Source organism: Streptomyces sp. UF-297 (assembly GCF_058245575.1).
Genome location: NZ_JBSIBZ010000070.1, coordinates 34,778 through 56,830, shown reverse-complemented (window position 1 = coordinate 56,830; position 22,053 = coordinate 34,778). Strand labels below are relative to the sequence as shown.

Below are 22,053 nucleotides of genomic sequence, written 5' to 3'. Positions count from 1 at the left end.
ATCCTGACCCGCCAGTCGATCCGCCGGGGCACGTTCTCCAGCGTGAACGTCCTGATCAAGCAGATTCGCGATTACATCGCCGCCTGGAACTCCGAGGCCAAACCGTTCACTTGGACCGCAACCGCCGACGAGATCCTGGCGAAGGTGCGACTCATCCAGACCAACATCAAGAAGCTCGTCGCCAATAACTCGAAGTGACATAAACAGGATCACGAGACACTAGATGCAATACCGGTGACTTTGAGGTTTCTGGGGCGTTGGGTGTGGTGTGCCAAGGCCCGGACAGGTGAAGTCGTCGGCGGACGAGAGGCTTTCGGACCGGATCGCGATCGGGGTGCTGACCCACGCGTTCCACCGGAGCTGGTGGACGAGGTGATCGCGGAGTGCGGCCGGGCCGAACAGCGGCACCGGCTGCTGCCAGCGCGGGTGGTGTTCTATTTCGTGCTCGCGATGTGCCTGTTTGCCGGACAGGGCTATGAGGAGGTCGCGCGGCTCCTTACCCAGAAGCTGGAGCGGATGGGCCGCTGGAGGGGGACGTGGCGGGTGCCGACCACTGCAGCGATCGGCCGGGCGCGTCTGCGGCTGGGCCCGGAACCGCTCAAGGCCCTGTTCGCCCGGGTGTGCCGGCCAGTGGCCACCCAGGAGACGGGCAGAGCCTGGTATCGGGGATGGCGGCTGGTCGCGGTGGACGGCACCACCTTCGACGTGCCCGATACCGAGGCCAATGCCGCCTTCTTCGGCCGCCCGGGAGTCTGCCGCGGGCAGGAGAAGAGCGCGTATCCGCAGGCGAGGATGGCCGCACTGGTCGAGTGCGGTGTGAACGACGGCGATATTCCCCATCTGCGGCACCAGACAATTCCCCATGGGGATCCCGGCGCTGCGCCTCCGCGACCAGGGGGACGTCGCTCTTCCCCGGCCCGCCCGGCAGCCGCCAGATCTTGTGGGCCGTGGTGGGCTGTCAGGGATGAGCGCAGCTCACCGCGGTAGCGGCGCCGAAGGCGTCCTTGACTGGCCGCCACGGCCCACGACACTGCCCAGCACGGGCGGTCCGCCCACAACCCCGCCGCGCCTTCGAACGCTTGCCTGGGGAAAGTGGCGCTGCACCTGGGGAATTACGCCGTCGTCGACATGCGGCACTCATGCCGTTTTCGCGGCCGAGACCGGACCGCTGGCCGTGCACGAAACCAAGCTGGCCCAGCGCCTGTTCGGCTCACTGACGCCGGGCATGCTGATGCTGGCTGACCGGGGCTTTCGCGGTTTCGACCTGTGGCAAGCGGCCGCCGCGACCGGCGCCGACCTGCTGTGGCGGGTCAACAACGATGCCGTGCTGCCCGTGCGGGCCCTGCTTCACGACGGCTCTTACCTCTCACAGATCGTTGCTGCCAGGGACAAGAACCGCCGCGCCACCCCGGCTCGGGTCCGCGTAATCGAGTACTCCCTCGGCCGGGACGGCAGCGGCACGGTGTATCGGCTGATCACCACGGTCCTGGACCCCAAGGCCGCATCCGCCGCCTCCCTGGCCGCGCTGTACGCCCAGCGATGGGAGATCGAGAACACCCTCGATGAGATCAAGACCCACCAGGCAGGGCCCCGTTTCGTCCTGCGCTCCCAGCCCCCCGCCGGGGTCGAGCAGGAGATCTTTGGCTTCCTGCTGGTGCATCACGCCCTGCGCGACCTGATGCACCAGGCCGCACTGCAGGCGGACCACGATCCTGACCGGGTCTCCTTCACCCGCACCCTGCGCATCGTCCGCCGCCAGGTCACCGATCAGGCGGCATTTTCCCCCCTCTCGGCTGGTCCGGTCCCTGGCTATGGCCCTGCGTGAGATCCGCGAACGGCTCCTGCCGCCCCGGCGGTTGCGCTCCAGCTCCCGCGTCATCAAACGCAAGATGTCCAACTGGAAGCTCAAACGCACCGAACACCACAACCCGCCCCGGCCGGATGCTCCCCATCTGACGCTGGTCGAGCCGACCAAGACCAGGCCCACTCACCGGAAAACGACCTAAATCACCGGTATTGCATCTAGCGCGCACTGGGCGAACAGGATTCTCGCGTCTGATCGCGGGCGACACCTGAATCCTCATGCAGGCGGGTGAAGTGGAGAGTTCCGAGCGTGAGTCTGCACTCCAATCCGTTTCCGCACCGGCGCACTGTTGACCAACGCCAATACAACAGATGGGCGTTGAACAATCACCTCTCGATGGACGACTACCCTTTGGAGGAGTTCGTACAGTGGCAGGAAGCTCGGCTCAAACGACTCCAGAGGGAAGCTGCGGGCCGTGCCGTTAGCCGGAGGGCAAGCACCAAGCCACGCACGTCGCTCCCTTGGGAGCCCCTGCACGAGCGCCCCGAACTGCTCGCCGACGGCTTGCCCCCCGAGGGAAACCAGGTTCTCTACCGCCACCTCGACTCTCTGAGCCGCTGAGGCCGGGAGCGCCGGGCTTCGCCAGCTCAGTCGTCACCGCCCTCGTGCCTCCCGTACGGCTTCGGCCCGAGCGGCGCAGTCGGTGAAGAACGGGAGCAACTGGTCGCGGGGAAGGTCCACGGGAAAGGGGGCGAACCAGAGCTCAAGGGCCGCGTTCGCGGCATGCCGGGCAGCGATGCTCAACCGTTCAGGCTCTCGTCCCGAGATACGAACGGCGTCACAGTGGAGATCTCCGGAGATCACCGCCATGTCGTGCCGGACCGTCTCAGGCGTGAACTCCTTGCGGGAGAGTTCTTCTCCAGGGAGAAACCCGGTGTCGTAGTTGATGCCCCGTGCGCGCACGTCCATGTCCCCTCACGTGACCGTTGCCGTGTTCCGGCATGTCGAAGACGCGCTCGGCGTTCTTGGCCGGAGGGCGGAACGGCTACCGGAGGTGGCTTCGCATCCGGAAGAACCCAGGGACGGGCCGGGAAGACGCTCACCTTGGCGCGGTCAAGGCTCTCCCCATGCGCAAACGCCGGGAACTCCATGCGGTGTTGTCTCAGCGGTTGACTTCGAGGTTGGTCAAGACGAGCAGAGCGCGCAGGATCTGAGTGGCGCGGGCGGGGATCGGTGCGGAGCTTGGTGAGGATCCGCCAGTTCAGGTGGGCGAAGCCATGCTCGACCGGGACCCCGCAGCACTTACCTCTTCTTGCCGATACCGATGGAGCAGCCGGGTGGTGTTCCGTCCGGCTGCTCCACCGGCGCAGGAGAGGCACTGTGGATGGTGCTCCGGTATCCGGGCAGTCCACGAGCGGAATGAATAGCTGGAGGTGACAGGCCTTGATTGATCAGGTGGTGTTGCTTAGTGGGTCAAGTATTGAGGGTTGTCTGCGGCACAGAGTGACGCATCCGACCAGGAGGAGAAGTGTTACTTCTGCTGCCGCGATCCCCGACTCTGCAGGGTGCAGTGGCCAGGCCCATGGCCGTGCTCCTCCGCTTGGACGGCGTCCTGTCGCTGCGCAGACCAGCGGCAGGGCTGCAACGGCCATCGCGGCGATGCCGGGTCCGAGGAGCATGCGCACGATCAGTGCGGTCCCGAGGTATCCCAGGGTGTTGCGGGCCATGGACAGGGCTTCCGGGCTGTCCCAGATGGCGTGGACCAGTCCTGCCAATGCGATGAGGATGATGGAAAAGCCCAGGCACAGGGCGATATTTCGTTTGGGCGCTGACCGGAGCCCCACGGCCTCTGCCGTGGCGTCACCGCGGACCAGGCCGTGCAGAAGCAGCAGGGCCGGCACAAGGCCGAGGATCTGTACGACCAGCAGTTGGCCGGAAGCTCCCATCACGGATGGCACGGGAATAGCTTCTTGCCGAATCACCAGCGCGGCCAGCAATGTGATCAAGCCTGCTGCGGAGACGGCCAGGACTCCCTTGGTTTTGAGCCACCAGATCATTGTGTCCCTCTTGCGCCCTTGGCGGCCGGGCTGACGCTCGTCGTGGGCTTCGTAGTGCAGTCGCGAAGAGCCTTGTTGTTGTGCTCGTACCAGGCCAGTTGGGACGCCTTCGACTGTTCGAGAAGGAGCGCGGCGGCTGCAACTTCCCGTTCGCCGTAGCGGCTGGCGACCTGCGCTTGGTCTGCGCCAGCAGTCAGCGTGAGCCACGCGGCTACAGGGCCGAAGGCTTCTTCCCCGGGGAATGGCCCGCGCGAGGCGCAAGCCGGAGGGTCAGGTGGCAGCAGTCCGCCGGCGACTCCTGCGGTCACGATGTGCGGTGTCGGCCGGTCAAGTGCACCGATGGACAGTTGCCCTGGGCTGGGTTCGATCTCCATGGTCAGTTTGGGCGGCAGCGACAGGCCCGCATCAGCGAGGCGCTGGTACGCGGCGGTAGCAGCCTGGCGAATCATGTCCGCCCGATCGGCCACCTCGGGCCAGACGCACACTGTCGGCTCGCTGCCCGAGCACTGTAGATCACTGCTGGACCGGGTGACGGTGGGCTGGGCCGGGAGTCCATAGGCATTCCATATTCCGGCCACCAGACCGATGATGGCGACCCCGGCGGCAACCGGCATCCGAATGCGCCGGGGTTGACTGGTAAGGGTGACGGAGGCGGCGAAGATGATGCCGAGAGCAACGAACGTCGCGCTCAACGGCGCGGTCCAATCCGGGGTCTGATCCAAGGCGCAGCACGACGATGCGCCTCCGGTCACCAAGTGCCGCAGCCACAAAGGCTCGAAAGATGCCGGGTACGCAGTGATGACGAAGCTGAGCATGAGAGCCAGCGGGGCTCCGACAACCAGGGGCAGACGTTTGCCAATAAGGAACCCGGCCATGCTGTGTGCGGTGAGGACGACCAGCCACATGGCCGCGAAACCCAGCGGCGGTACACCGGAATTGGGCTGGGCCGCCGTGGCGGTGAGGAACACGGCGGTGCCCATGCCCAAGAGCCCCAGAGCAACGATAGGAAGAAGAAGAGGCAGAGCGATCGCTAACGCAGGGCGTGCTGGTGCCCATGCGGCGACCTGGCCCCTGTTGGTCCGCGAACCCTCCCATGCCCCAGCGCCCGCGCAGGCTGCGGCGACGAAAGGCAGGGCGAAGCCCGCAGCGCCAAGAGCACTGTTCCAGTAGCCGTAGGTGATGCTCGCCGTAAGGTCATCGTTCAGAAGGAGTACGACGAACCCGACCAGGAGCGGCGCCAGCCAAGCCGCAGAGGATGAACGTGCGACAGTCCTCCAGAGCATGCCTATACCTCCTGCCCGATCAGTTGGGTGTAGGCGCCTTCGGCACGGCGTCCTTCGGGAACATCCGGGGTGGCCAAGGCCAGGAATCCGTGGGTGTCTCCGTCGAAGCGGACTTTGCCCTTGTCCAGGACGACGACCCGTTCGTACATCTCATCCAGGTCCTCGGTCTGGTGCGTCGATACCAATACCCTTACATCTGTGGCCAGTTCGGTGACGATGCTGCGGAAGATCTGCCGCTGCGACGGGTCGAGTCCCGCGGTCGGTTCGTCCAGGAGAAGTATTTCGCTACGGTGGACCAGTGTTCCGGCGATTCCCATGCGGCGGAGCTGGCCGCCGGAGAGCTGATGGCTCTTTCGCTCGGCTAAGCTGCCGAGCTTCACACGCTCCAGGGCCGCGTGCGACTGGTTCCATGCGTCGGTACGCGTCATGCCCTTCAGCCAGCCGATGTAGGCGACGTTCTCCCGTACGGTGAGGCCGGGCATTGGCTTGACGTTCTGCGGCAGCCACCCGACCGCGCTGCGGTAGGCGCCGCGCTCCTTGCGCCGAGCAGGGTTGATGCCACGCCATGAGACGGAACCGTTTGTGGGCTGGTTCCAGGATGCCGCGATGCCTAACAGGGTGGATTTCCCTGCACCATTCGGTCCGAGTAGGACGGTCGCCCTCTCTCCGATGGTCAAGCTGAGTCGGTCGAGGACCGGTACTTTGCGGCCGTATTGGAACGAACAGCGCGAAAACTGCAGAGACATGCCACCCTAGCCATTACTAGAATAAAAGGCCGGTTGGGGAACCTTATGGGCGATTCCCCAACCGGCAGGTCATGACTTAGAGGTCTACCACTCCAGGGTCACCGGGTCAGCGTTGAGGTGGTAGGTCCCCGGCCCCGAGCGTCCGTTGATCTTGTCGAGCCGGAAGTAGTAGTCACCGGATCCGAGCCGCCCCCAGCTTTGACGCGTCGAGCACACGTTGCCCTTGGTGCCGTAGTTGGTGTCCGGGCCGAGACATCCTTCCAGACAGAGATATCGGCCGAGGCGCCGAAGCCACTCGATGTCACGCAGTCGTAAAACCTGACTCTGGTGGAGGCTGCGTCAACGTTCGTGTCGTGCCAGCTGCTCGACTCATGCTCTGCCGCCCAGTCAGAAATGTAGGACTGCTTCCATCTTCGGCGTGATCCGGCACGACGCCGAGGGCAATAGCCGCCATCACGCCAGTTAAGACCGTGCAGCCTGCTCGGGAAATCTTCACGCTAATCCTCCTCGCGTGGACTCAATGAAACCCCGTGAGAATGGGGGCCAGCGGGGTTCCGCGGCAATCTGAGCCCGTAAAGAGCGGGAAGCATGCGAACGCACTGGTCAAACCTGATTCGAAAACTTGACCTATATCGATTGTCTTCGGGTGGACACTCCCGTGCATGCAGGACTTCGACGCCAACTCATCCGCAGGCCAAAGGCGTATCTAACCGGTGGGTACGATTCTGCTTCGGCATATGCTCGCGGCAGATTTCAGACACCCCTTCCACTCTTATTGACGCCGCCGAGACTTTGCGGCTAATTTGCCAACCGCGATCCCCGAAAACTCCTGTCGAGCTTTCGGAAGTGCTGACCCGCGTTCCGCTTAGCGGTACTAGCCGTCGCAGCATCCGGGAGATATGAGGAGAGAATGAAGAAGAACAAGAGAAGCGTTGGAGTCGTCGCTGGTGCGTTACTCATCGGAAGCCTGGGAGCAATTCCCGCCCATGCGGAAGCTTGGCGCGATACATACATTTCCGATTGGCACATAGGAAACGAATCCAAGCGCTGGGCCGACAGCAATAGGGATGCCGCGCACACCGCAGTCAGGTTCAGTGGGTGCTCCACGGACACGGAAGAGGGGTTCAAGTGGGCCAGCATCGAGGTCTACAAGGACGTCTTCGGACCCGATGAAGGACAAGGCAACAAAATAAACTACTGCAGCACATCAAACTGGGGCCGACTCGGCAAGGGAGACTATTATTTCGACCTCAACGGCATGAGGCCTGGTGGCACTCTTCACGTCAAGAGCGTAAGAATTAGCTACTGAACTGCCCCTCCCCGTCAGGGAATGGCACACCGCTGAGCGAGCGAGCAACGGAACCCCCAGTCCGCAGCACGGATCCGCGGCGAGCACGCCAACGCCACACTCAAGATTCCCTCTCGGCACGGAAACACCCGAGGTGGGCACGGGCAGTTTCCTGTTCGGCGCATCATTTCAAGCCGTCCAGCCGCTCAGGTATCGGCCAATCACACACGGCAGCTATCGCAAGCATGTTCCGCATGCATATGATCGCTCGCCGAGCGCGGCCCAGCCCCCATGGTCAGGCCGGCTTGTGTCACGAATTCGCCCCTCCGGCTTGGGAACCGAAGGGGCGGCACCGTCGCGGGAGTGAGCCCACGGTGGTGCGCGAGACCCTGTCGGTTCTCGTGAACGCGATCCACAGATCTGGCAGTGAATTATGCGTTCCATGAGCAGGGTATAGAAGGGCGCGGTCGCCGCGGCGGGAGCGGCGACGCTCCTCCTCGCTATGGCTCCTGCCGCATCCGCCGAGGGGTCCTTCGGCAGCTCGATCAGCGGGGCGATGACGGGCTTCAACTCCCGTTGGTGGACCAAGCAGAAGAACTACGACGTGTCCACCGTGATCACCTTCCGGGACTGCAGAGCCACCGGCCCCAACTCGAGCACCAAGGTGCAGCTGACCAAGTACAAGGCCGGCCCCATCCCCGATGAGAACCGCGGCCAGAAGACCTTCACCGCGTGCTTCGGCGGCGGCACTTCCAGCGGCAACTGGGGCACTCAGCGCGGCGGAGGCGACGAGTACCGTTTCGCGATCATGGAGATCAACGGCCAGGAGTCTGGCTACAGTCTGAACGTTTCCAGCCTGTCGGTCTCGTACTAGGAGTCGTCCCTGCGGGGTGTGCCCAGACGGCAGATCTGGGCACACCCCGCTGCTCCAGCAGTTCCGATCCTGAACGGTGAACAGCTTTGCCAGTACGTTTTGAGAAGTGCACCTTCGCCTATAGGCGAAGGAAGCCGGTGCTGCGGTCACTCACCTTCGAGTTCCCCCCGGGGCGCACCGTGTTTCTCGGGCCGAACGGGGCGGGCAAGAGCACGGTGCTCGGCCTGGCCGCCTCTATTCAGCGCCCCGATGCCGGAACGGTCAGCTACCGGGAACGGACCACTACGCGGGCTGCGGATCTCCGGCGCTACCGCGAGCAGGTGTCCTGGCTTCCGCAGCAAGTGGACTGCGTGCCGGGGCTGACCGCTCGCGAACAAGTCGCGTATGTCGGCTGGCTCAAGGGCATGGCTCGCTCAAATGCGTGGGATGAAGCCCTGAACGCCTTGGGGCAGGTCGAGATGCGTGATCAGGCCGACCGCAAGGTATCCGAGCTTTCGGGCGGCCAGGTGCGCCGGGTGGGAGTGGCGCAGTCGCTCGTCCACAAAGCGCAGGTGCTGCTGCTGGACGAGCCCACCGCGGGCATGGACCTCCGCCAACGCCGCGTATTCCACGACGTTTTGGGCAAGCTCGCGGATGACGTATCCGTGATCCTGTCCACACACGACGTCGGTGACCTGGACGACATCTACGACAACGTCGTCGTGCTGTCCGGGGGCATCATCCAATTCAGCGGCTCTGTAGCCGAGTTCCTCTCCCTGGCTGAAGACGGCGTCGCGCCCGGCCGCCTGGCCGAGAACGCCTACGACACCGTCGTTGGGAGGGCGGCGTGCGACTGACCACCATGCTGCATGCCTCCAGCGTCAAGTGGCCGGCCCTCCCGCTGCTGCTCATGGTGTGGTGGCTCTCATCAGACATCAGCCGTGGCACCGTTCCCGCCTACTGGCCCGACGGCACAGCCGTGGCCGCTTACTGCCTCTTCCTCATCGCGCCGGTGTGTGCCGCATGTGCAGCATGGGAGGCGGGCCGCCTGCGTAAGGGACGGGCTGTCGCACTCGGGCCCGTGCGCAATCGCTACCGTGTCTACCTTCACGCTCTCGTCCCCGTCGCGCTTCTCGGTCTCGCCGCGGTGGCGGTGTCGCTGGCAGCGGTGCGCCTGACGATGGGCCCGGCACTGGGCTGGCCCGCTCTCTCGGTCCTGGGCATGATCGCCGCAGTGCTGGCCGCTCACATGGTCATCGGGTTCGCGGCAGGAAACAGTATGCCGCGGCTGCTGGCTCCTGCAATCGTGCTGGTTGCCGACTACCTGTGGATCGCCCTGCCCCCGACCTTCAACGCCATGTGGGTAAGACATCTGACGGGCCATCTGCAGACAGGGATTCCCGTCACCGAAGACATCAACCCCACATCCCTCGTCGCTCCGGTGCTGCTGGCCGGTGGTATCGCCGTCGGCATCGTGCTCGCGTCAGCTGCCGGTCGGAAGCGGCTGCTCGGCTGCGTACTCGGCGTCGCATGCGCGGCGTCCGCCTGCACCCTGGCGTACTCCCTCGTGTCCGACTGGGGCCCCGATGCGCCCGTCACGGCCAGAACAGACGCCCTGTCCTGCCGGGGCAGCGCTCCGCGGATATGTGTGCCGCGCGAGCTGGCACCCACCCTCCCCACCCTTCAACAAGCCGCCAAGGACACGCTGCCGCAACTCAACGCCGCCGGCATCGCGAGGCCGCAGACACTGGCATACCTCTCCCGCACGACGAAGACGGACGAGAACACCTGGCACCTCTACGTGTCCCCGTTCCTCTCGGAGGATCAGGCGCGCGCATCGATTGCGGAGGCTGCCCTGCCCCCTCTGCCCAACTGCCTTGCGAACACGGATGCCTACGTGGGAGATCCGCAGCCGCTGCGCATCTGGCTCGCACTCACCGCCGGTGTGCCGGCCACAACGGTGAAGGACACCTACGGCCAGGACGCGATCGGCCGGGTCGCTTCCGTGCGCAAGCTCGCACCGCGCGACCAGAGCCAATGGTTCCAGCGCAACGCAGACCTGCTGAAGCGGTGCGCTCCCGCACCCGAGACGACGGTGGCCGCACCGTGATCCTCTGGCTCAAGGCACGACGGCTTCCTCTGCTCGCTGCCGGTCTCGCGCTGTACGCGACCGTCGCGCTGGCGGCCGGAACCCAGATGGCGAAGCTCCCTACGCTCACCTCATCGGGCACCTCAGGCGTCCCCCTCATGCTGTTCGCCCCGCTTCCCGCATGCGCGGCGTTGATCTTCTGCCTCGAGAGCGGATCCCCCGGAGCGGAAGGCACCGCTGCTCGCCGTGTAGCCGGCTACGACCAGATGGTCACGCTCCTCAGCGGTGCCCTCGCCCTGGGGATCGGATACGCCGTGGCCGCACTCCGCTCCGCCCCAGTAGCGGAAGCCGCTGGCAGAAACATGCTCTTCCTGACCGGCATCATGCTGTGCGCCCGCTGGCTCTGGGACGGCCGCATAGCCATCCTGGCCGGTATCGCCTGGGTCATCATGGTCACGCTGATCGGCTTCGATGCCCAGCGCGAACCTCACACATGGGCAGTCATCGGCCTCCCCCCACACAACCTCGCAGGCTTCGCACTGTCGTTGTCGTGCTATGCCCTGGGAACTCTGCTTCTGCTGGCCCACAGGAAGAGGAACGCGATCAGGCGTGGCTGACCAAGGTCGGTCTGCTGGGGATGTTTCCCTTGCCCTCAAGCGGAGCGCGACAGCGGAAGCAGGCAGACGGGCGTTTCCCCGAACTGCGGGGCACGGGACGATACTTGTGTTACAGCACATGCTGACAGCATCGGCACGAACCACGAACCGTCCCCAGACCTCCGAATCGACCGATGTCTCCGGGCACATCCTGACGGCCGCCTCCTGACCGGACTCCCGGTGCCGCCACTGTTCCTCGTCAACAGAGGCGCGCCCGGCATCGGCGCCGCCGTCAACATCAAAAACCTCGGCCTCAACCCCCGACCGAATAGCCACAACTGCCATGCACTGCCCGCTGTCGGGCACGACTGCGAACAGCACGCCGTGGAGCACAGGGGCTCGGCTCCCCTGTCGGCGCTTCCGCCGACGGCACGTCCGAGCGAGCGGACCACTTATTACTGAGCGTGACCTGCATTCAGCGGCTGGCGAGGCTCGGTTACCTTCTTGGCATCAAAGGTTCACAGCTGCCGCGCCGACTCGAAACTCTGTCTCGCCCCGAGGCCCGGAGTGCCCAGCGCGCCTCGGGTCTCGTGTCGCACGTGCAACACGAGACCCGGCTGAGCGGGATCCGACAGCATCGAATCGGCATGCTTTGTCCGGCTCTCAGGAAAAACCGCAGGTGAGAAGGGTCACCTTGATGGGTTCAAATCCCACCGCTACCGCTTGTGGAACCGCCCCGGTCCGTGGATCACGGACCGGGGCGGTTTCTTTGTGCCCCGGCGCCGGTGTGGGCGCGGGCACGGGGCGGGCGGCACCCCCATGCCGTCCGGAGGGTCTGCGGCGGGTCGCTCATGCGGATCACGCATTGTTGGACCGCGGTTTTTCTGCGCCGCTTCATTCACCGGGATTCGCCAGAGCCCTGAGTGGCGAATTGCGTCGGTGATGAGGGCGGGGAGTTAATCCGTGCGCGGTGGGCTTACCACCAGGCGCGTGCCGGGAAAGATGAGATGCGGGTCCTTGCCGATTTCTTCGCGGTTCTGGCGGTAGAGGCCCGGCCAGGTCCTGTTGTACGTGCCGGCAATGGTGCTGAGGGTTTCGCCCGGCGAGACGATGTGCTTGCCGTCCTTGCGCCGGGTGTGCGGTACGGACGGCGGCGGCGCCACGACGCGGGCCGGGGGGCGTACCCGCTCGGGGGCCGGCGGGCGCACCCGCTCGGGCGGGCGGATCCGCTCGGGGGCCTGCACGCGCTCGGGAGCCTGGGGGCGCTGCGGACGGATTCGCTCGGGCGCCTGCGGGGCGGGGCGGGGGACGGTGGGGGTGACGGGGCGCGGCGCCGTACCGCGCAGGCCCAGCCTGGCCGAGCAGGCGGGCCAGGTGCCCCAGCCCGCGCTGCGCAGCGCTCGTTCGGCCACCGCGATCTGCTGGCTGCGGGTCGCGCTCGCCGCCCGTGGCGCGTACGCGGCCCCGCCGTACGCGCGCCAGGACGCGTCGCTGAACTGCAGCCCGCCCGAGTAGCCGTTGCCGGTGTCGGCCCGCCAGTTGCCGCCGCTCTCGCAGCCGGCCAGCCGGTCCCAGGTCGCGCCGTCCTGCGCGTGCGCCTGCTCCTGGGCGCCCACTGCCACCGCACCGGCCGCCATCACGGCGACGGCGATGGCCACGGAAAGGCGCATCCCCAGATTGCGGTATTTCTTTCGGCCGCTCCGCTGCTGAGCATCGGGAATATCCACGCAGTGTCCCTTTCGTCGGGCATTCATTTCGCTGACGGCCGATCAGGAATAGCGCGTACGCAGGCGCGGTAAAGCGCCGGCGAGGAGCGCTCATTCCTGCCGGGTCAACGGGTACGAGGTAATCACGCGGGCAGATCCGATTTACAGAGCGCGCGAGGGCGTTCGCTCCGCTCCCACTGCACCTCTTGTGCCGGGTCGCCACCCGGCGCTACCGCATGCCCGTCGTTTCCGCTGGGTAGGCGGAGCGGATTCGCTCACTCCATGTGCGGCTCGGGGCAGGGCTTCCAGGCCACCTGTTCGTGGCCCGTACGTCACCTTGTGGCCATGGCTCGTACGGGAAGCCCTGATGAGCTTCCCGCGGAGCCGGCACCGTGCCGGTGCCGCGATGAGGAGTGCAGATGTCCCTTTCCCGTACGTCCCGCCGTCGGCTGGCCTGGGGTGCCGCCGCGCTGCTGGTCGCCGGTGTCGCTGTGCCGGCCGCCGCTTCGGCGTCCGGGGAGTCCCCCGTGTACGCCGCCAAACACAAGAAGGCGAAGAACGTCATTCTGCTGATCGGCGACGGGATGGGGGACTCGGAGATCACCCTGGCCCGCGACTACACGGTGGGCGCGGCCGGCCGGCTGAACATGGACAAGTTCCCCAGGACCGGCTCGTACACGACGTACTCCGTCACCAAGGACAAGAAGCCGGACTACGTCACCGACTCCGCGGCCAGCGGCTCCGGCTGGGCCACCGGGACGAAGACGGTCAACGGCCGGATCTCCAAGACGCCGGACACCGACAAGGCCGTGCCCACCATCCTGGAGCTGGCGCAGAAGAAGGGCCTGGCCACCGGCTCGGTCACCACCGCCGAGCTCACCGACGCCACCCCCGCGGTGCTGGCCTCGCACGTCAGCGACCGCAGCTGCCAGGGCCCGGCGGACATGAAGAAGTGCTCCATCGACACCATCGGCAAGGGCGGCCCCGGCTCGATCGCCGAGCAGAGCGTGAATCACAAGGTGGATGTGCTGCTGGGCGGCGGCAAGCAGCGCTTCGACCAGAAGATCACCGAGGGCAGGTACAAGGGCCTGACGGTCACCGAGCAGGCCCGCAAGCTGGGCTACCAGGTCGTCACCGACAAGAAGGGCCTGCGCTCGGTCGACGGCGACAAGCCGGTGCTCGGGCTGTTCGCGCCGGGCAACGTACCGGTGGAGTGGACCGGCAAGGCCGCCGCCGTGGGCGGTACGGACGCGCAGCGGTGCGTGACGGACAACCCCGAGCGGCCCGGCAGTACGCCGAGCCTGGAGGAGAAGACCCGTAAGGCGCTGAGCCTGCTGGAGGGAAAGAAGAAGGGCAAGAAGAACGGCTTCTTCCTCCAGGTCGAGGGCGCGTCCATCGACAAGCAGGACCACGCCGCCGACCCGTGCGGCCAGATCGGCGAGACCGCCGCCTTCGACCGCGCCGTCAAGGCCGCCCGCGACTACGCGGCCCAGCACCCCGACACCCTCGTGATCACCACCGCCGACCACGGCCACAGCAGCCAGATCGTGCCGCTGGAGGCCAACCCGCCCGGCCTGTCCTCCACGCTGATCACCAACGAGGGACAGCCGCTGAAGGTCAACTACTCGACGAACACGCCGGGTCAGTCGCAGGAGCACACCGGCGTCCAGGTCCGCATCGCCGCGCAGGGCCCGCAGTCCGACCGCGTGCTGGGCGTGACCGACCAGACCGAGCTGTTCACCACGATCCGTACGGCGCTCAAGCTGCACTGAGGCCGGACCTCAGCAGCGAAACGGGCCCCGTCGGATGACGGGGCCCGTTTCGTCGTGGTCGCCGAGAGCGAGCGTGGTCGGCTGAGAGCGAGCGTGGTCGCCGAGAACCGTCGTGGCCGCTGAGAGCGGTCGTGGTCGCCGAAGCGAGCGTCACGCCTTGCGGCGGCGGAAGGCGCGGCGGATGAAGTACACGATCAGCCCGATCACCAGCGCCAGGATCAGAATGAAGACGATCACCACCACGAGGGCGAAGATCCCCAGCTTCTTGAAGAAGCCGCGCTTCTTCTTCTCCTTCTTCTTTTCCTTCTTCGTCTCGCCGGACTTGTAGGCGTAGTTGGCGGCGGAGTGCGCGCTCGTGCCGTGATGGCCGTTCGCCCCGTGCAGCGCCGTCCCCTGGGCCTCCACCGAAGCGGTGGCGGTTGTCGTCGCCGTACGCTGAGCCGCCTGGGCGGATGCAGGTCCGGCCAGCAGGGCCGTGCCCAGCAGCAGAGCCAGTACGGTCGCGAGCCTGGTGCGGCCCGTGCGCTGTGAGTTCATGGTCGTCCGCTCCCCGTTGATGGTGCCGTGCCCGACCATTATGGGTGTGCGGAACCACTGCCTCCGGGGGCGGGTCGGATCGTACGGTCCGGCACGACGGCGCCCGCTTGTGCGGACGCGGCCTGCTCCCCGCTCTCGTCCTTCATCGCCTTCGTCTCGCTCTTGAGAATGCGCAGCGACTTGCCCAGCGCGCGGGCGGTGTCGGGGAGTTTCTTGGAGCCGAACAGGACGATCACCACAATCGCCACGATCAGCAGATGCCAGGGCTCCAGTCCGTTGCGCAGCATCGCCGCCACCTTCCCGTCGTCGTACGTGATCAGACTTGCTACATTGCGCAACTGTACAACCAACGGCCGGCGTGAACCGTCTTCCCCGGGGAAGACGCGCGAACGAGGTGCACTCATGACAAGCAGCCACAAAGCGGCGGGATCACCGCGCAAGCGCAGCCCGCTGCGCACACTCGGCGTCACGTCCGTGGCGCTTCTCCTGCTGCTGGCCGCGGGCTGCGGCTGGCTCTACCTCAAAATCGACGGCAACATCACGTCGTTCGGCTCCGACGGCATCGGCCGCGACCGCCCCGGCACGGGCTCCGGCGGGCAGAACGTCCTGGTGATCGGCTCGGACTCGCGCTCCGGCGACAACAGCGAATTCGGCGGCGGGAAAGGCGATGTGGGCCGCTCGGACACCGCATTCCTGCTGCACGTCTACGGCGACCGCAAGCACGCGGTGGCCGTCTCGATACCGCGCGACACCCTCGTCGACATCCCGCCCTGCCGTCTGCCCGACGGGAGTTGGACCCGGCCCAAGCACAACGTGATGTTCAACTCGGCCTTCTCGGTGGGCGAAACGGCCAGCGGCAACCCCGCCTGCACCCAGAACACCGTGGAGAAGATGGCGGGCGTACGCGTCGACCACACCGTCGTCGTCGACTTCGCCGGCTTCGCCAAGATGACCGACGCCGTCGGCGGCGTACCGGTCTGCGTCCCCCAGAATGTCTACGCGAAGAACCTGAATCCGCACCTGCCCACGCGGGGCGATCTCATCTTCCCCAAGGGCCCGCAGACCGTATCCGGACAGCGCGCGCTGGACTACGTACGCATCCGGCACGGCCTCGGCGACGGCTCGGACATCGGCCGCATCCAGCGCCAGCAGGCCTTCGTCGCCTCGCTGATCAAGAAAGTGAAGGACCGGGGCCTGAGCCCCACCACCCTGCTGCCGCTGGCGGACGCCGCCACCAAGTCCATGACCGTGGACCCGGGCCTGGACTCGGCCGACAAGCTGCTGTCCTTCGCGATGTCGCTGAAGGACATCGATCTGCACAACACCAAGTTCATCACCCTGCCCTGGCGCTACCAGGGCGAGCGGGTGGCGGTGATACAGCCCCAGGCGGACGCGCTGTGGGCGGACATCCGCGCCGACCGGACCATCGACGGGAAGGACGCCACCGGCTCGCCCGGCCACCAGGACACCTCCAAGGAGCCCGGCCCCTCCTCCTCAACTGCCGCCCCCGGCACGGGCATCAGCCTCTCCGTCTACAACGGCACCACCAGGACCGGGCTGGCCGCGCGCGCCGCCGAACGGCTGCGCGCCGAGGGCTTCATCGTCACCGGCACGGCCACCGCGCCCTCCCAGCAGCACCGCACCACCCTGGTGGAATACGGGCCCGGCACACAGGACAAGGCACGCACCGTCGCCGAACACCTACCCGGCGCACAGCTGCGCTCCGTCCCGGCGCCCGGCATCAGCGTCGTCCTCGGCCGTACGTACGAGGACGCCCCCGCACCGTCCACCGCCGCACCCACGCCCGCCCCCTCCCTCGGCGAAAAGGCGCGCTCGGGCGACGACGACCCCTGCTCGGGCCTCTCCTACGGATGAGGGCGCCAACGATGCGCTCCGGAGGGGGAGTTCGGCGGCGCGGCTGGTACGGCCGGGGGCTACCCCGCCGTCCGGCGCGCGTCGTAGCGGGACCTGGCCAGGGCCAGTGCGCTCCCGTACAGCAGCAGTACGGCCGCGAGCAGCGGGTAGTACACCGGCGGCAGCGGGGCCATGCCCAGGGCGGCGGCGAGCGGGGTCAGCGGGAGGAGCAGGCCCGCGGCCGCCAGCGCGCCGGCGGCGATCCGTACCGGGCCCGGGGTGCGGCTGCCGCCCGCGCGCAGCAGGTACATCGCCAGCGCCTGGGTGAGCAGGTTCTCGGTGAACCACCCGGCGTGGAAGGCCGCCTGGCCGCCCGGGGTGTCCAGGCCGCCGCCCGCGCCGTGCACCGCGAACGCGAGCACCGCGAAGGTCGCCAGGTCGGCGAGGGCGCCCAGCAGGCCGAAACCGGTGATGAAGCGCAGCAGTCCGGCCGGGCGCAGGGTGGCGGGCCGGCGCAGCGCCGCGGGTGCCGGTCGGTCCAGGGCGAAGGCGAGCTGGGCGGCGTCGAAGCACAGGTTCTGCACCAGGACCTGGGCGGGGAGCATGGGCAGGAAGGACAGCATCAGGCCCGCGGCGAGCATCGCGATGACGTTGCCGAGGTTTGCCGAGAGGGTGATGCGCAGATAGGTGGCGATGTTGCCCGCGCTGCGCCGCCCGGCCGTGACCGCCTCGCCGATGGCGCCCAAGTCCTTTGCGGCGAGCACCACATCGGCGCTCTCACGCGCCACGTCCACCCCGTCGCGCGGGCAGATGCCCACGTCGGCCGCCTGGAGCGCGGGCAGATCGTTCACGCCGTCGCCGAGGTGGCCCACCGTATGGCCGCCCGAGCGCAGCGCGCCGACGATCCGCGCCTTGTGCTCCGGCGTGCAGCGCGCGAACGCCGGGGTCCGCGCGGCCAGTTCGGCCAGCTCCCGCTCGTCCAGGGCATCGATCCGCTCGGCGGCGACCACCGCGCCCGCCCCGCCCTCCAGGCCGAGGTCTCGGCAGACGCGGGCGACCGTACCGGGGTGGTCACCGCTGAGGATCTTGACGGTGACGCCGCGCCGCGCGAGGTCGGCGGCGGCCCGCGCGGCGGTGGGCGCCAGCGCGTCGCGCAGCGCGACGAAGCCGACGAAGGTCAGCCCGCGCTCGTCGGCGGGCACGGGGGCGTACGGGCCCGGACGGGCGGGGCGGTCGGCGACGGCGACCGCCAGCAGCCGCAGCCCCTCCTGCGCCCGCTCGTGCGCGAGCCCGGCCAGCCGGGCGCGGACGGCCTCGTCGAGCTCGGTACCCGCCGTGCTCTGCGTGTCCGCCGTCCCCACCCGGGTGCACCGCTCCAGTACGTCCTCGACCGCGCCCTTGACCACGAAGGTGTGCCGCCCGCGGCTCCCGGGGCGGCGCACCACCGCACACGAGGTACGGCGTACCGGGTCGAAGGGCAGCGCGCCGATGCCCTCGTAGGCCAGCAGCTGCGCCAGCTGCGGATCGTCCGCCTCGGCGGCGTCCAGGATCGCCTCGTCCAGCGCGTCGGGCGCGGGCAGCTCGGCGAGCTGGAGTGTCCACAGGCTGTTGACGGCGGCCCAGTGCGCCACGCCGGCGTCCTCGCGGCCGTACGGGTCCAGGGCGCGCTCCAGCACCGGACGGTCCTGGGTGAGGGTGCCCGTCTTGTCCGTACACAGCACATCGACCGCGCCGAGGTCGTGCAGCGCGGGCAGCCGCTTGACGATCACCGAACTGGTGCGGGCCAGCAGCCGGGCGCCGCGGGCCAGCGCCGCGGTGACGACCACCGGCAGCATCTCCGGGGTCAGCCCGACCGCCACCGCGACCGCGAACGGCAGCGTCTCCAGGCCCCGGCCGCGCAGCGCGGCGCTCGCCATCAGCACCAGCGGCGGGGTCAGCAGCATGAAGCGGATCAGGATCCAGGAGATGCCGTTCACGGAGCGGTCGAAGGAGCTGACACGGCGCCCGCGCCTCTTGGCCCGGCCCTTCCCGTACGCGGCGGCCGCTTTCCCTCGCGTCCCGGCCGCCAGCAGGGTCTGCCCGCCCGTGGCCACGACGAGCGCGGTGCCGCTGCCGGAGGTGACGCTGCTGCCCTGGAAGCACAGCTCGGGGCGCCACAGCGGCGCCGCTCCCGGCTCGTCCGGCGGCGGCGCGTCCACCGGGTGCTTGGGCACGGGAGCGCTCTCACCGGTGAGCGCGGCCTGCCGTACGGCCAGCCCGCTCGCGCGCAGTAGCCGCACATCGGCCGGCACCAGATCACCGGGGCCCAGCTGGACCACATCGCCCGGCACCAGCTCGTCCACGGGAATCTCCCGGCTCACCGGCGCGGCATCCGGACCCGCGCGGCGCCGTACGGTCGCGGTGGTGGCGACCAGCTCGCGCAGCGCGGCCGTGGACCGCTCGGCGCGGTGCTCACCGGCGCTGCGCAGCAGGCAGCTGACCACCACCAGCACCGAGATCACACAGGCCGTGCCCCAGGAGGCGACCGCCGCCGACACCAGGCCGAGCACCAGCAGCACCGCCGTGAACGGGTCGCGCAGGCTGCGGGCGAAGCGCCAGGGCCAGGGCAGCGGGCGGGCGCCGGGCAGGGTGTTCTCACCGCAGCGCAGCAGCCGGTCCTCGGCCTGCGCCTCGGTCAGGCCGCGCGGCCCGCTCTCCAGGTGCCGCAGTACTTCCAGTGAGGTGAGGCAGAGCAAGGAAGCAGGGGCCGTACGGGGTGCGGGCGGTGCGCTGGAAACCGGGTCCGCGGCGCCCTCAGGCGCCCAGACCACGGACACGCCCCGGCAGGGCCCGGCCCGCCGCGCCATCGGTACGGCCCTCGCGGTCGGTCAGCTGACCCACCATCCAGCGCACCATGGACACCACGTCCGGGTCGTCGACCAGATACACCACCCGGCGGCCCTCGCGGCGCGAGCGCACCAGACCCGCCAGCTTCAGCTTCGCCAGATGCTGGCTGACCGCGGGCAGCGCGCCGCCGACCCGCTCGGCGAGCCCGCTGACATCGCTCTCGCCCTGGGCCAGCACCCACACGATGTGCAGCCGCGCGGGCGAGGCCAGCAGCCCGAAGGTCGCGGCGGCCTCGGTCAGCACCTCGGCGGGCGGATCCGCCACGCCGCCATCGACGCCCATCGCCACTGCCGCTCTCCGCTCCGCGTCCACCGCTTCCATGGCGTACGCCGTCCGCCTCGCCCCCGGAAGGGCCAGTCTAGGCACCCGGCCGCACAGTCCCCGGCGCCTGATGCCGAATGCCCCGGCGCCTCATGCCAAGAGCCCCGGCGCCGAGCCGTGACCTGGGGTCGCGCTCCGGAGGGGGGTCCGGGGCGGGCTCGGAGCCGGGGCTCCGGTGGTTCGGTCGGGGGAAGCGGCATCGGGGGGACAAGCCGCTTCCCCCGGTGAGGACCGACCTCCAAGTCCACGCCGCAGTCAGGGGGGAAGCTCGCGGCGTGGACCCCGCAGTGAGGTCCGGTCCCGTGCGCCTGCGGATTCCTGCCAGATCCGCTGGGCACACCCCCATCCTGCGCTGTGCCGGGCCGCCAACCGGCAGGCGAAGGACCCCGCTTGGCGGGCCTTTGGTCCTTAAAGAGCCGATCAGTAGGGACGGCGTCAAAAGACGGCCGGGCACTTGGGTGATCACCAAAGTGGTCCCTCGGACGAACACAAAGCGACCCGGGTAGATCAATAAGGCACAGGAAGCGGCAGAAGAGGGAACCGTAGCGCTCCGTTCGCGGGTCCTGTCATGGGGCGGGAGTGGTTAGACTCGCCCGACTGCACTGGGGACACGCAGGTACGGCCGTAGGGGAGACGGGACTCATGGCGCAGGCGAAGAAGATCGCGTTGTACTTGGTCATCGTCTTCGTGCTCTACACGATCATCACCTCCCCTTCGAGGGCCGCCGATCTCGTCCAGATAGGGTTCGAGGGCATCTCGTCCGCTGCCCAGGGCGTGGGCGAGTTCATGACCCAGCTGATCAGCTGACCCGGCCGCCCGGTGGCGGCGCGGAGCCGCACACACGAAGGGCAGCCCAGTGATACGTCACCTCGTCCTGTTCAAGCTCAATGACGGCGTGGGGCGCGACGAGCCGCGCGTGGCCGCCGCCGTACGGGCCTTCGAGGCGCTGCCGGACCAGATCCCCGAGCTCGAGTTCTGGGAGTGCGCCTGGAACATCACCGACCGGCCCATCGCGTACGACTTCGCCGTCAACTCGGCCGTCGCGGACACCGATGCCCTCAAGCGCTACATCGAGCACCCCGCGCACCAGGCGGCTGCGGGCCAGTGGCGGGAGTTCGCCACCTGGGTCATCGCCGACTACGCATTCTGATCGCAGCATTCCGATCGCATCCGCAAAGCCCCTCGCCCTATGGGCGAGGGGCTCTTTTGCGCCAACTCTGCCCCTGCCGCCCTCCGAGGGGGCGGTCAACTGTGCCCCCAACACGGTGTAATGCGGTGCTTGCACACAGTGGACATGTCTTGTGATGCTATGACCGCTTTTGCCGGATGAATGGACCTGGTCAACCGAAAAGGGGTGGCGTGACCGTGACGGCCCGTACTGCGCCCAAGGCTCCATCCCGCGAGAGCAGGAGCGCGGACACCCGGGCGCTGACCCAGGTGCTGTTCGCGGAGCTGGCCGGGCTGGAGCCCGGCACCCCCGAGCACTCGCGGGTACGAGCGGCGCTCATCGAGGCGAACCTGCCGCTGGTGCGCTACGCGGCGGCACGTTTCCGCAGCCGCAACGAGCCGATGGAGGACGTCGTCCAGGTCGGCACCATCGGGCTGATCAACGCCATCGACCGCTTCGACCCGGACCGCGGTGTCCAGTTCCCGACGTTCGCGATGCCCACCGTCGTGGGCGAGATCAAGCGCTACTTCCGGGACAACGTGCGCACCGTCCACGTACCGCGCCGCCTGCACGAACTGTGGGTTCAGGTGAACGGCGCGACCGAGGACCTGACCGTGCTGCACGGCCGCTCCCCCACCACCGCCGAGATCGCCGAGCGGCTCAAGATCGGCGAGGACGAGGTGCTGGCCTGCCTGGAGGCCGGACGCTCCTACCACGCAACGTCGTTGGAAGCGGCCCAGGAGGGCGACGGACTTCCCGGCCTGCTGGACCGGCTGGGGTACGAGGATCCCGAGCTGGCCGGTGTGGAACACCGTGACCTGGTACGACACCTTCTCGTACAGCTGCCCGAGCGCGAGCAGCGGATCCTTTTGCTCCGCTACTACAGCAACTTGACGCAATCACAGATCAGTGCGGAGCTCGGGGTGTCGCAGATGCATGTATCGCGGCTACTGTCACGATCCTTCGCCAGGCTCCGATCCGCAAACAGGATCGAGGCCTAACCGGGACGAGCGACCCGTTCCTGCACAGATATGTCGACTTGGCGCTACAGCGTGTTGCCGACATGTGACATTCTGCAGGAAGAGCGTTTGCC

Annotated in this window: 23 protein-coding genes and 1 pseudogene; 14 read left to right on the top strand and 10 right to left on the bottom strand. The window is 67.9% G+C overall.

What is annotated here, in order from left to right:
* The 4 genes and pseudogenes from AC4IJH_RS31415 to AC4IJH_RS31400 all read left to right on the top strand — a co-directional run.
* Nucleotides 1-198, top strand: a pseudogene (locus AC4IJH_RS31415) (IS630 family transposase); the annotation flags it as partial.
* A 165-nt stretch (nucleotides 199-363) separates the two neighbouring features.
* Nucleotides 364-987 (top strand): transposase domain-containing protein, encoded by a 624-nt coding sequence (locus AC4IJH_RS31410; RefSeq protein ID WP_490855319.1) that lies wholly within the window; start codon nucleotides 364-366, stop codon nucleotides 985-987.
* A complete protein-coding gene (locus tag AC4IJH_RS31405; RefSeq protein WP_490855318.1) occupies nucleotides 965-1,825 on the top strand; it encodes an IS4 family transposase in 861 nt (286 codons plus the stop codon). The genes AC4IJH_RS31410 and AC4IJH_RS31405 overlap by 23 nt, the downstream gene beginning before the upstream one ends.
* Nucleotides 1,812-2,006 carry a hypothetical protein gene (locus tag AC4IJH_RS31400; protein ID WP_490855317.1) on the top strand — a complete coding sequence of 65 codons (195 nt, stop codon included), beginning with the start codon at nucleotides 1,812-1,814 and terminating at the stop codon, nucleotides 2,004-2,006. The genes AC4IJH_RS31405 and AC4IJH_RS31400 overlap by 14 nt, the downstream gene beginning before the upstream one ends.
* A gap of 452 nt (nucleotides 2,007-2,458) precedes the next feature.
* On the opposite strand, the gene AC4IJH_RS31395 is transcribed toward AC4IJH_RS31400, so the two are convergent.
* The 5 genes from AC4IJH_RS31395 to AC4IJH_RS31375 all read right to left on the bottom strand — a co-directional run bounded on the left by AC4IJH_RS31395 (nucleotide 2,459) and on the right by AC4IJH_RS31375 (nucleotide 6,106).
* The gene (locus AC4IJH_RS31395; RefSeq protein ID WP_490855316.1) at nucleotides 2,459-2,773 is read right to left on the bottom strand and encodes a hypothetical protein; all 315 of its coding nucleotides are present in this window, start codon (nucleotides 2,771-2,773) and stop codon (nucleotides 2,459-2,461) included.
* A gap of 482 nt (nucleotides 2,774-3,255) precedes the next feature.
* Nucleotides 3,256-3,861 carry a hypothetical protein gene (locus AC4IJH_RS31390; RefSeq protein ID WP_490855315.1) on the bottom strand — a complete coding sequence of 202 codons (606 nt, stop codon included), beginning with the start codon at nucleotides 3,859-3,861 and terminating at the stop codon, nucleotides 3,256-3,258.
* Nucleotides 3,858-4,841 carry a DUF7224 domain-containing protein gene (locus AC4IJH_RS31385; protein WP_490855314.1) on the bottom strand — a complete coding sequence of 328 codons (984 nt, stop codon included), beginning with the start codon at nucleotides 4,839-4,841 and terminating at the stop codon, nucleotides 3,858-3,860. Before AC4IJH_RS31385 ends, AC4IJH_RS31390 begins: the two co-directional genes overlap by 4 nt.
* 305 nt (nucleotides 4,842-5,146) lie before the next feature.
* A complete protein-coding gene (locus tag AC4IJH_RS31380; protein ID WP_490855313.1) occupies nucleotides 5,147-5,890 on the bottom strand; it encodes an ATP-binding cassette domain-containing protein in 744 nt (247 codons plus the stop codon).
* 84 nt (nucleotides 5,891-5,974) lie between these two features.
* On the bottom strand, nucleotides 5,975-6,106 hold the full coding sequence (locus AC4IJH_RS31375; RefSeq protein WP_490855312.1) for a hypothetical protein: 132 nt from the start codon (nucleotides 6,104-6,106) through the stop codon (nucleotides 5,975-5,977).
* Between the two features lie 694 nt (nucleotides 6,107-6,800).
* Here AC4IJH_RS31375 and AC4IJH_RS31370 point away from each other — a divergent pair.
* The 5 genes from AC4IJH_RS31370 (at nucleotide 6,801) to AC4IJH_RS31350 (ending at nucleotide 10,737) form a co-directional block, all read left to right on the top strand.
* Nucleotides 6,801-7,199, top strand: coding sequence for a hypothetical protein (locus AC4IJH_RS31370; protein WP_490855311.1), 399 nt, complete (start codon nucleotides 6,801-6,803; stop codon nucleotides 7,197-7,199).
* Between the two features lie 481 nt (nucleotides 7,200-7,680).
* The gene (locus AC4IJH_RS31365) at nucleotides 7,681-8,052 is read left to right on the top strand and encodes a hypothetical protein (RefSeq protein ID WP_490855310.1); all 372 of its coding nucleotides are present in this window, start codon (nucleotides 7,681-7,683) and stop codon (nucleotides 8,050-8,052) included.
* Nucleotides 8,053-8,189: 137 nt separating this feature from the next.
* On the top strand, nucleotides 8,190-8,888 hold the full coding sequence (locus AC4IJH_RS31360; RefSeq protein WP_490855309.1) for an ATP-binding cassette domain-containing protein: 699 nt from the start codon (nucleotides 8,190-8,192) through the stop codon (nucleotides 8,886-8,888).
* Nucleotides 8,879-10,141, top strand: coding sequence for a DUF7224 domain-containing protein (locus AC4IJH_RS31355; RefSeq protein WP_490855308.1), 1,263 nt, complete (start codon nucleotides 8,879-8,881; stop codon nucleotides 10,139-10,141). The genes AC4IJH_RS31360 and AC4IJH_RS31355 overlap by 10 nt, the downstream gene beginning before the upstream one ends.
* A complete protein-coding gene (locus AC4IJH_RS31350) occupies nucleotides 10,138-10,737 on the top strand; it encodes a hypothetical protein (RefSeq protein ID WP_490855307.1) in 600 nt (199 codons plus the stop codon). Before AC4IJH_RS31355 ends, AC4IJH_RS31350 begins: the two co-directional genes overlap by 4 nt.
* A 935-nt stretch (nucleotides 10,738-11,672) precedes the next feature.
* On the opposite strand, the gene AC4IJH_RS31345 is transcribed toward AC4IJH_RS31350, so the two are convergent.
* Nucleotides 11,673-12,386 (bottom strand): transglycosylase family protein, encoded by a 714-nt coding sequence (locus AC4IJH_RS31345; RefSeq protein ID WP_490855306.1) that lies wholly within the window; start codon nucleotides 12,384-12,386, stop codon nucleotides 11,673-11,675.
* 455 nt (nucleotides 12,387-12,841) lie between these two features.
* On the opposite strand from AC4IJH_RS31345, the gene AC4IJH_RS31340 reads away from it, so the two are divergent.
* Entirely contained in the window at nucleotides 12,842-14,194 is a 1,353-nt protein-coding gene (locus AC4IJH_RS31340; RefSeq protein ID WP_490855305.1) for an alkaline phosphatase, read from the top strand.
* 150 nt (nucleotides 14,195-14,344) lie between these two features.
* Here the strand turns inward: AC4IJH_RS31340 and AC4IJH_RS31335 are convergent, their stop codons facing one another.
* Both AC4IJH_RS31335 and tatA read right to left on the bottom strand, forming a co-directional pair.
* Nucleotides 14,345-14,731 carry a hypothetical protein gene (locus AC4IJH_RS31335; protein WP_490855304.1) on the bottom strand — a complete coding sequence of 129 codons (387 nt, stop codon included), beginning with the start codon at nucleotides 14,729-14,731 and terminating at the stop codon, nucleotides 14,345-14,347.
* Nucleotides 14,732-14,769: 38 nt separating this feature from the next.
* Nucleotides 14,770-15,018 carry a Sec-independent protein translocase subunit TatA gene (tatA, locus tag AC4IJH_RS31330; protein ID WP_490855321.1) on the bottom strand — a complete coding sequence of 83 codons (249 nt, stop codon included), beginning with the start codon at nucleotides 15,016-15,018 and terminating at the stop codon, nucleotides 14,770-14,772.
* A gap of 115 nt (nucleotides 15,019-15,133) precedes the next feature.
* Here tatA and AC4IJH_RS31325 point away from each other — a divergent pair, with 115 nt between their 5' ends.
* Complete coding sequence (locus tag AC4IJH_RS31325; protein ID WP_490855303.1) at nucleotides 15,134-16,606, top strand: LCP family protein; 1,473 nt, start codon at nucleotides 15,134-15,136, stop codon at nucleotides 16,604-16,606.
* Nucleotides 16,607-16,665: 59 nt separating this feature from the next.
* Here AC4IJH_RS31325 and mgtA read toward each other — a convergent pair whose 3' ends face one another.
* Nucleotides 16,666-19,431 (bottom strand): magnesium-translocating P-type ATPase, encoded by a 2,766-nt coding sequence (mgtA, locus tag AC4IJH_RS31320; protein WP_490855302.1) that lies wholly within the window; start codon nucleotides 19,429-19,431, stop codon nucleotides 16,666-16,668.
* On the bottom strand, nucleotides 19,379-19,753 hold the full coding sequence (locus AC4IJH_RS31315; RefSeq protein WP_490855320.1) for an ArsR/SmtB family transcription factor: 375 nt from the start codon (nucleotides 19,751-19,753) through the stop codon (nucleotides 19,379-19,381). The genes mgtA and AC4IJH_RS31315 overlap by 53 nt, the downstream gene beginning before the upstream one ends.
* A 681-nt stretch (nucleotides 19,754-20,434) precedes the next feature.
* Here AC4IJH_RS31315 and AC4IJH_RS31310 point away from each other — a divergent pair.
* From AC4IJH_RS31310 to AC4IJH_RS31300, 3 genes are all read left to right on the top strand, one after another.
* Entirely contained in the window at nucleotides 20,435-20,599 is a 165-nt protein-coding gene (locus AC4IJH_RS31310; RefSeq protein WP_490855301.1) for a hypothetical protein, read from the top strand.
* Nucleotides 20,600-20,648: 49 nt separating this feature from the next.
* Nucleotides 20,649-20,942: a Dabb family protein gene (locus AC4IJH_RS31305; protein ID WP_490855300.1), complete on the top strand. Its 294-nt coding sequence runs from the start codon at nucleotides 20,649-20,651 to the stop codon at nucleotides 20,940-20,942.
* A gap of 209 nt (nucleotides 20,943-21,151) precedes the next feature.
* Entirely contained in the window at nucleotides 21,152-21,961 is an 810-nt protein-coding gene (locus AC4IJH_RS31300) for an RNA polymerase sigma factor SigF (RefSeq protein WP_490855299.1), read from the top strand.
* Nucleotides 21,962-22,053: the final 92 nt, after the last annotated feature.

Excerpts from the sequence above, each read along its gene's own strand:
- AC4IJH_RS31405 (WP_490855318.1), top strand. The coding sequence starts at position 965 with ATGAGCGCAGCTCACCGCGGTAGCGGCGCCGAAGGCGTCCTTGACTGG.
- AC4IJH_RS31400 (WP_490855317.1), top strand. The coding sequence starts at position 1,812 with ATGGCCCTGCGTGAGATCCGCGAACGGCTCCTGCCGCCCCGGCGGTTG.
- AC4IJH_RS31395 (WP_490855316.1), bottom strand. The coding sequence starts at position 2,773 with ATGGACGTGCGCGCACGGGGCATCAACTACGACACCGGGTTTCTCCCT.
- AC4IJH_RS31390 (WP_490855315.1), bottom strand. The coding sequence starts at position 3,861 with ATGATCTGGTGGCTCAAAACCAAGGGAGTCCTGGCCGTCTCCGCAGCA.
- AC4IJH_RS31385 (WP_490855314.1), bottom strand. The coding sequence starts at position 4,841 with ATGGGCACCGCCGTGTTCCTCACCGCCACGGCGGCCCAGCCCAATTCC.
- AC4IJH_RS31380 (WP_490855313.1), bottom strand. The coding sequence starts at position 5,890 with ATGTCTCTGCAGTTTTCGCGCTGTTCGTTCCAATACGGCCGCAAAGTA.
- AC4IJH_RS31370 (WP_490855311.1), top strand. The coding sequence starts at position 6,801 with ATGAAGAAGAACAAGAGAAGCGTTGGAGTCGTCGCTGGTGCGTTACTC.
- AC4IJH_RS31365 (WP_490855310.1), top strand. The coding sequence starts at position 7,681 with ATGGCTCCTGCCGCATCCGCCGAGGGGTCCTTCGGCAGCTCGATCAGC.
- AC4IJH_RS31345 (WP_490855306.1), bottom strand. The coding sequence starts at position 12,386 with ATGCGCCTTTCCGTGGCCATCGCCGTCGCCGTGATGGCGGCCGGTGCG.
- AC4IJH_RS31340 (WP_490855305.1), top strand. The coding sequence starts at position 12,842 with ATGTCCCTTTCCCGTACGTCCCGCCGTCGGCTGGCCTGGGGTGCCGCC.
- AC4IJH_RS31335 (WP_490855304.1), bottom strand. The coding sequence starts at position 14,731 with ATGAACTCACAGCGCACGGGCCGCACCAGGCTCGCGACCGTACTGGCT.
- tatA (WP_490855321.1), bottom strand. The coding sequence starts at position 15,018 with ATGCTGCGCAACGGACTGGAGCCCTGGCATCTGCTGATCGTGGCGATT.
- AC4IJH_RS31325 (WP_490855303.1), top strand. The coding sequence starts at position 15,134 with ATGACAAGCAGCCACAAAGCGGCGGGATCACCGCGCAAGCGCAGCCCG.
- mgtA (WP_490855302.1), bottom strand. The coding sequence starts at position 19,431 with ATGGCGCGGCGGGCCGGGCCCTGCCGGGGCGTGTCCGTGGTCTGGGCG.
- AC4IJH_RS31315 (WP_490855320.1), bottom strand. The coding sequence starts at position 19,753 with ATGGGCGTCGATGGCGGCGTGGCGGATCCGCCCGCCGAGGTGCTGACC.
- AC4IJH_RS31310 (WP_490855301.1), top strand. The coding sequence starts at position 20,435 with ATGGCGCAGGCGAAGAAGATCGCGTTGTACTTGGTCATCGTCTTCGTG.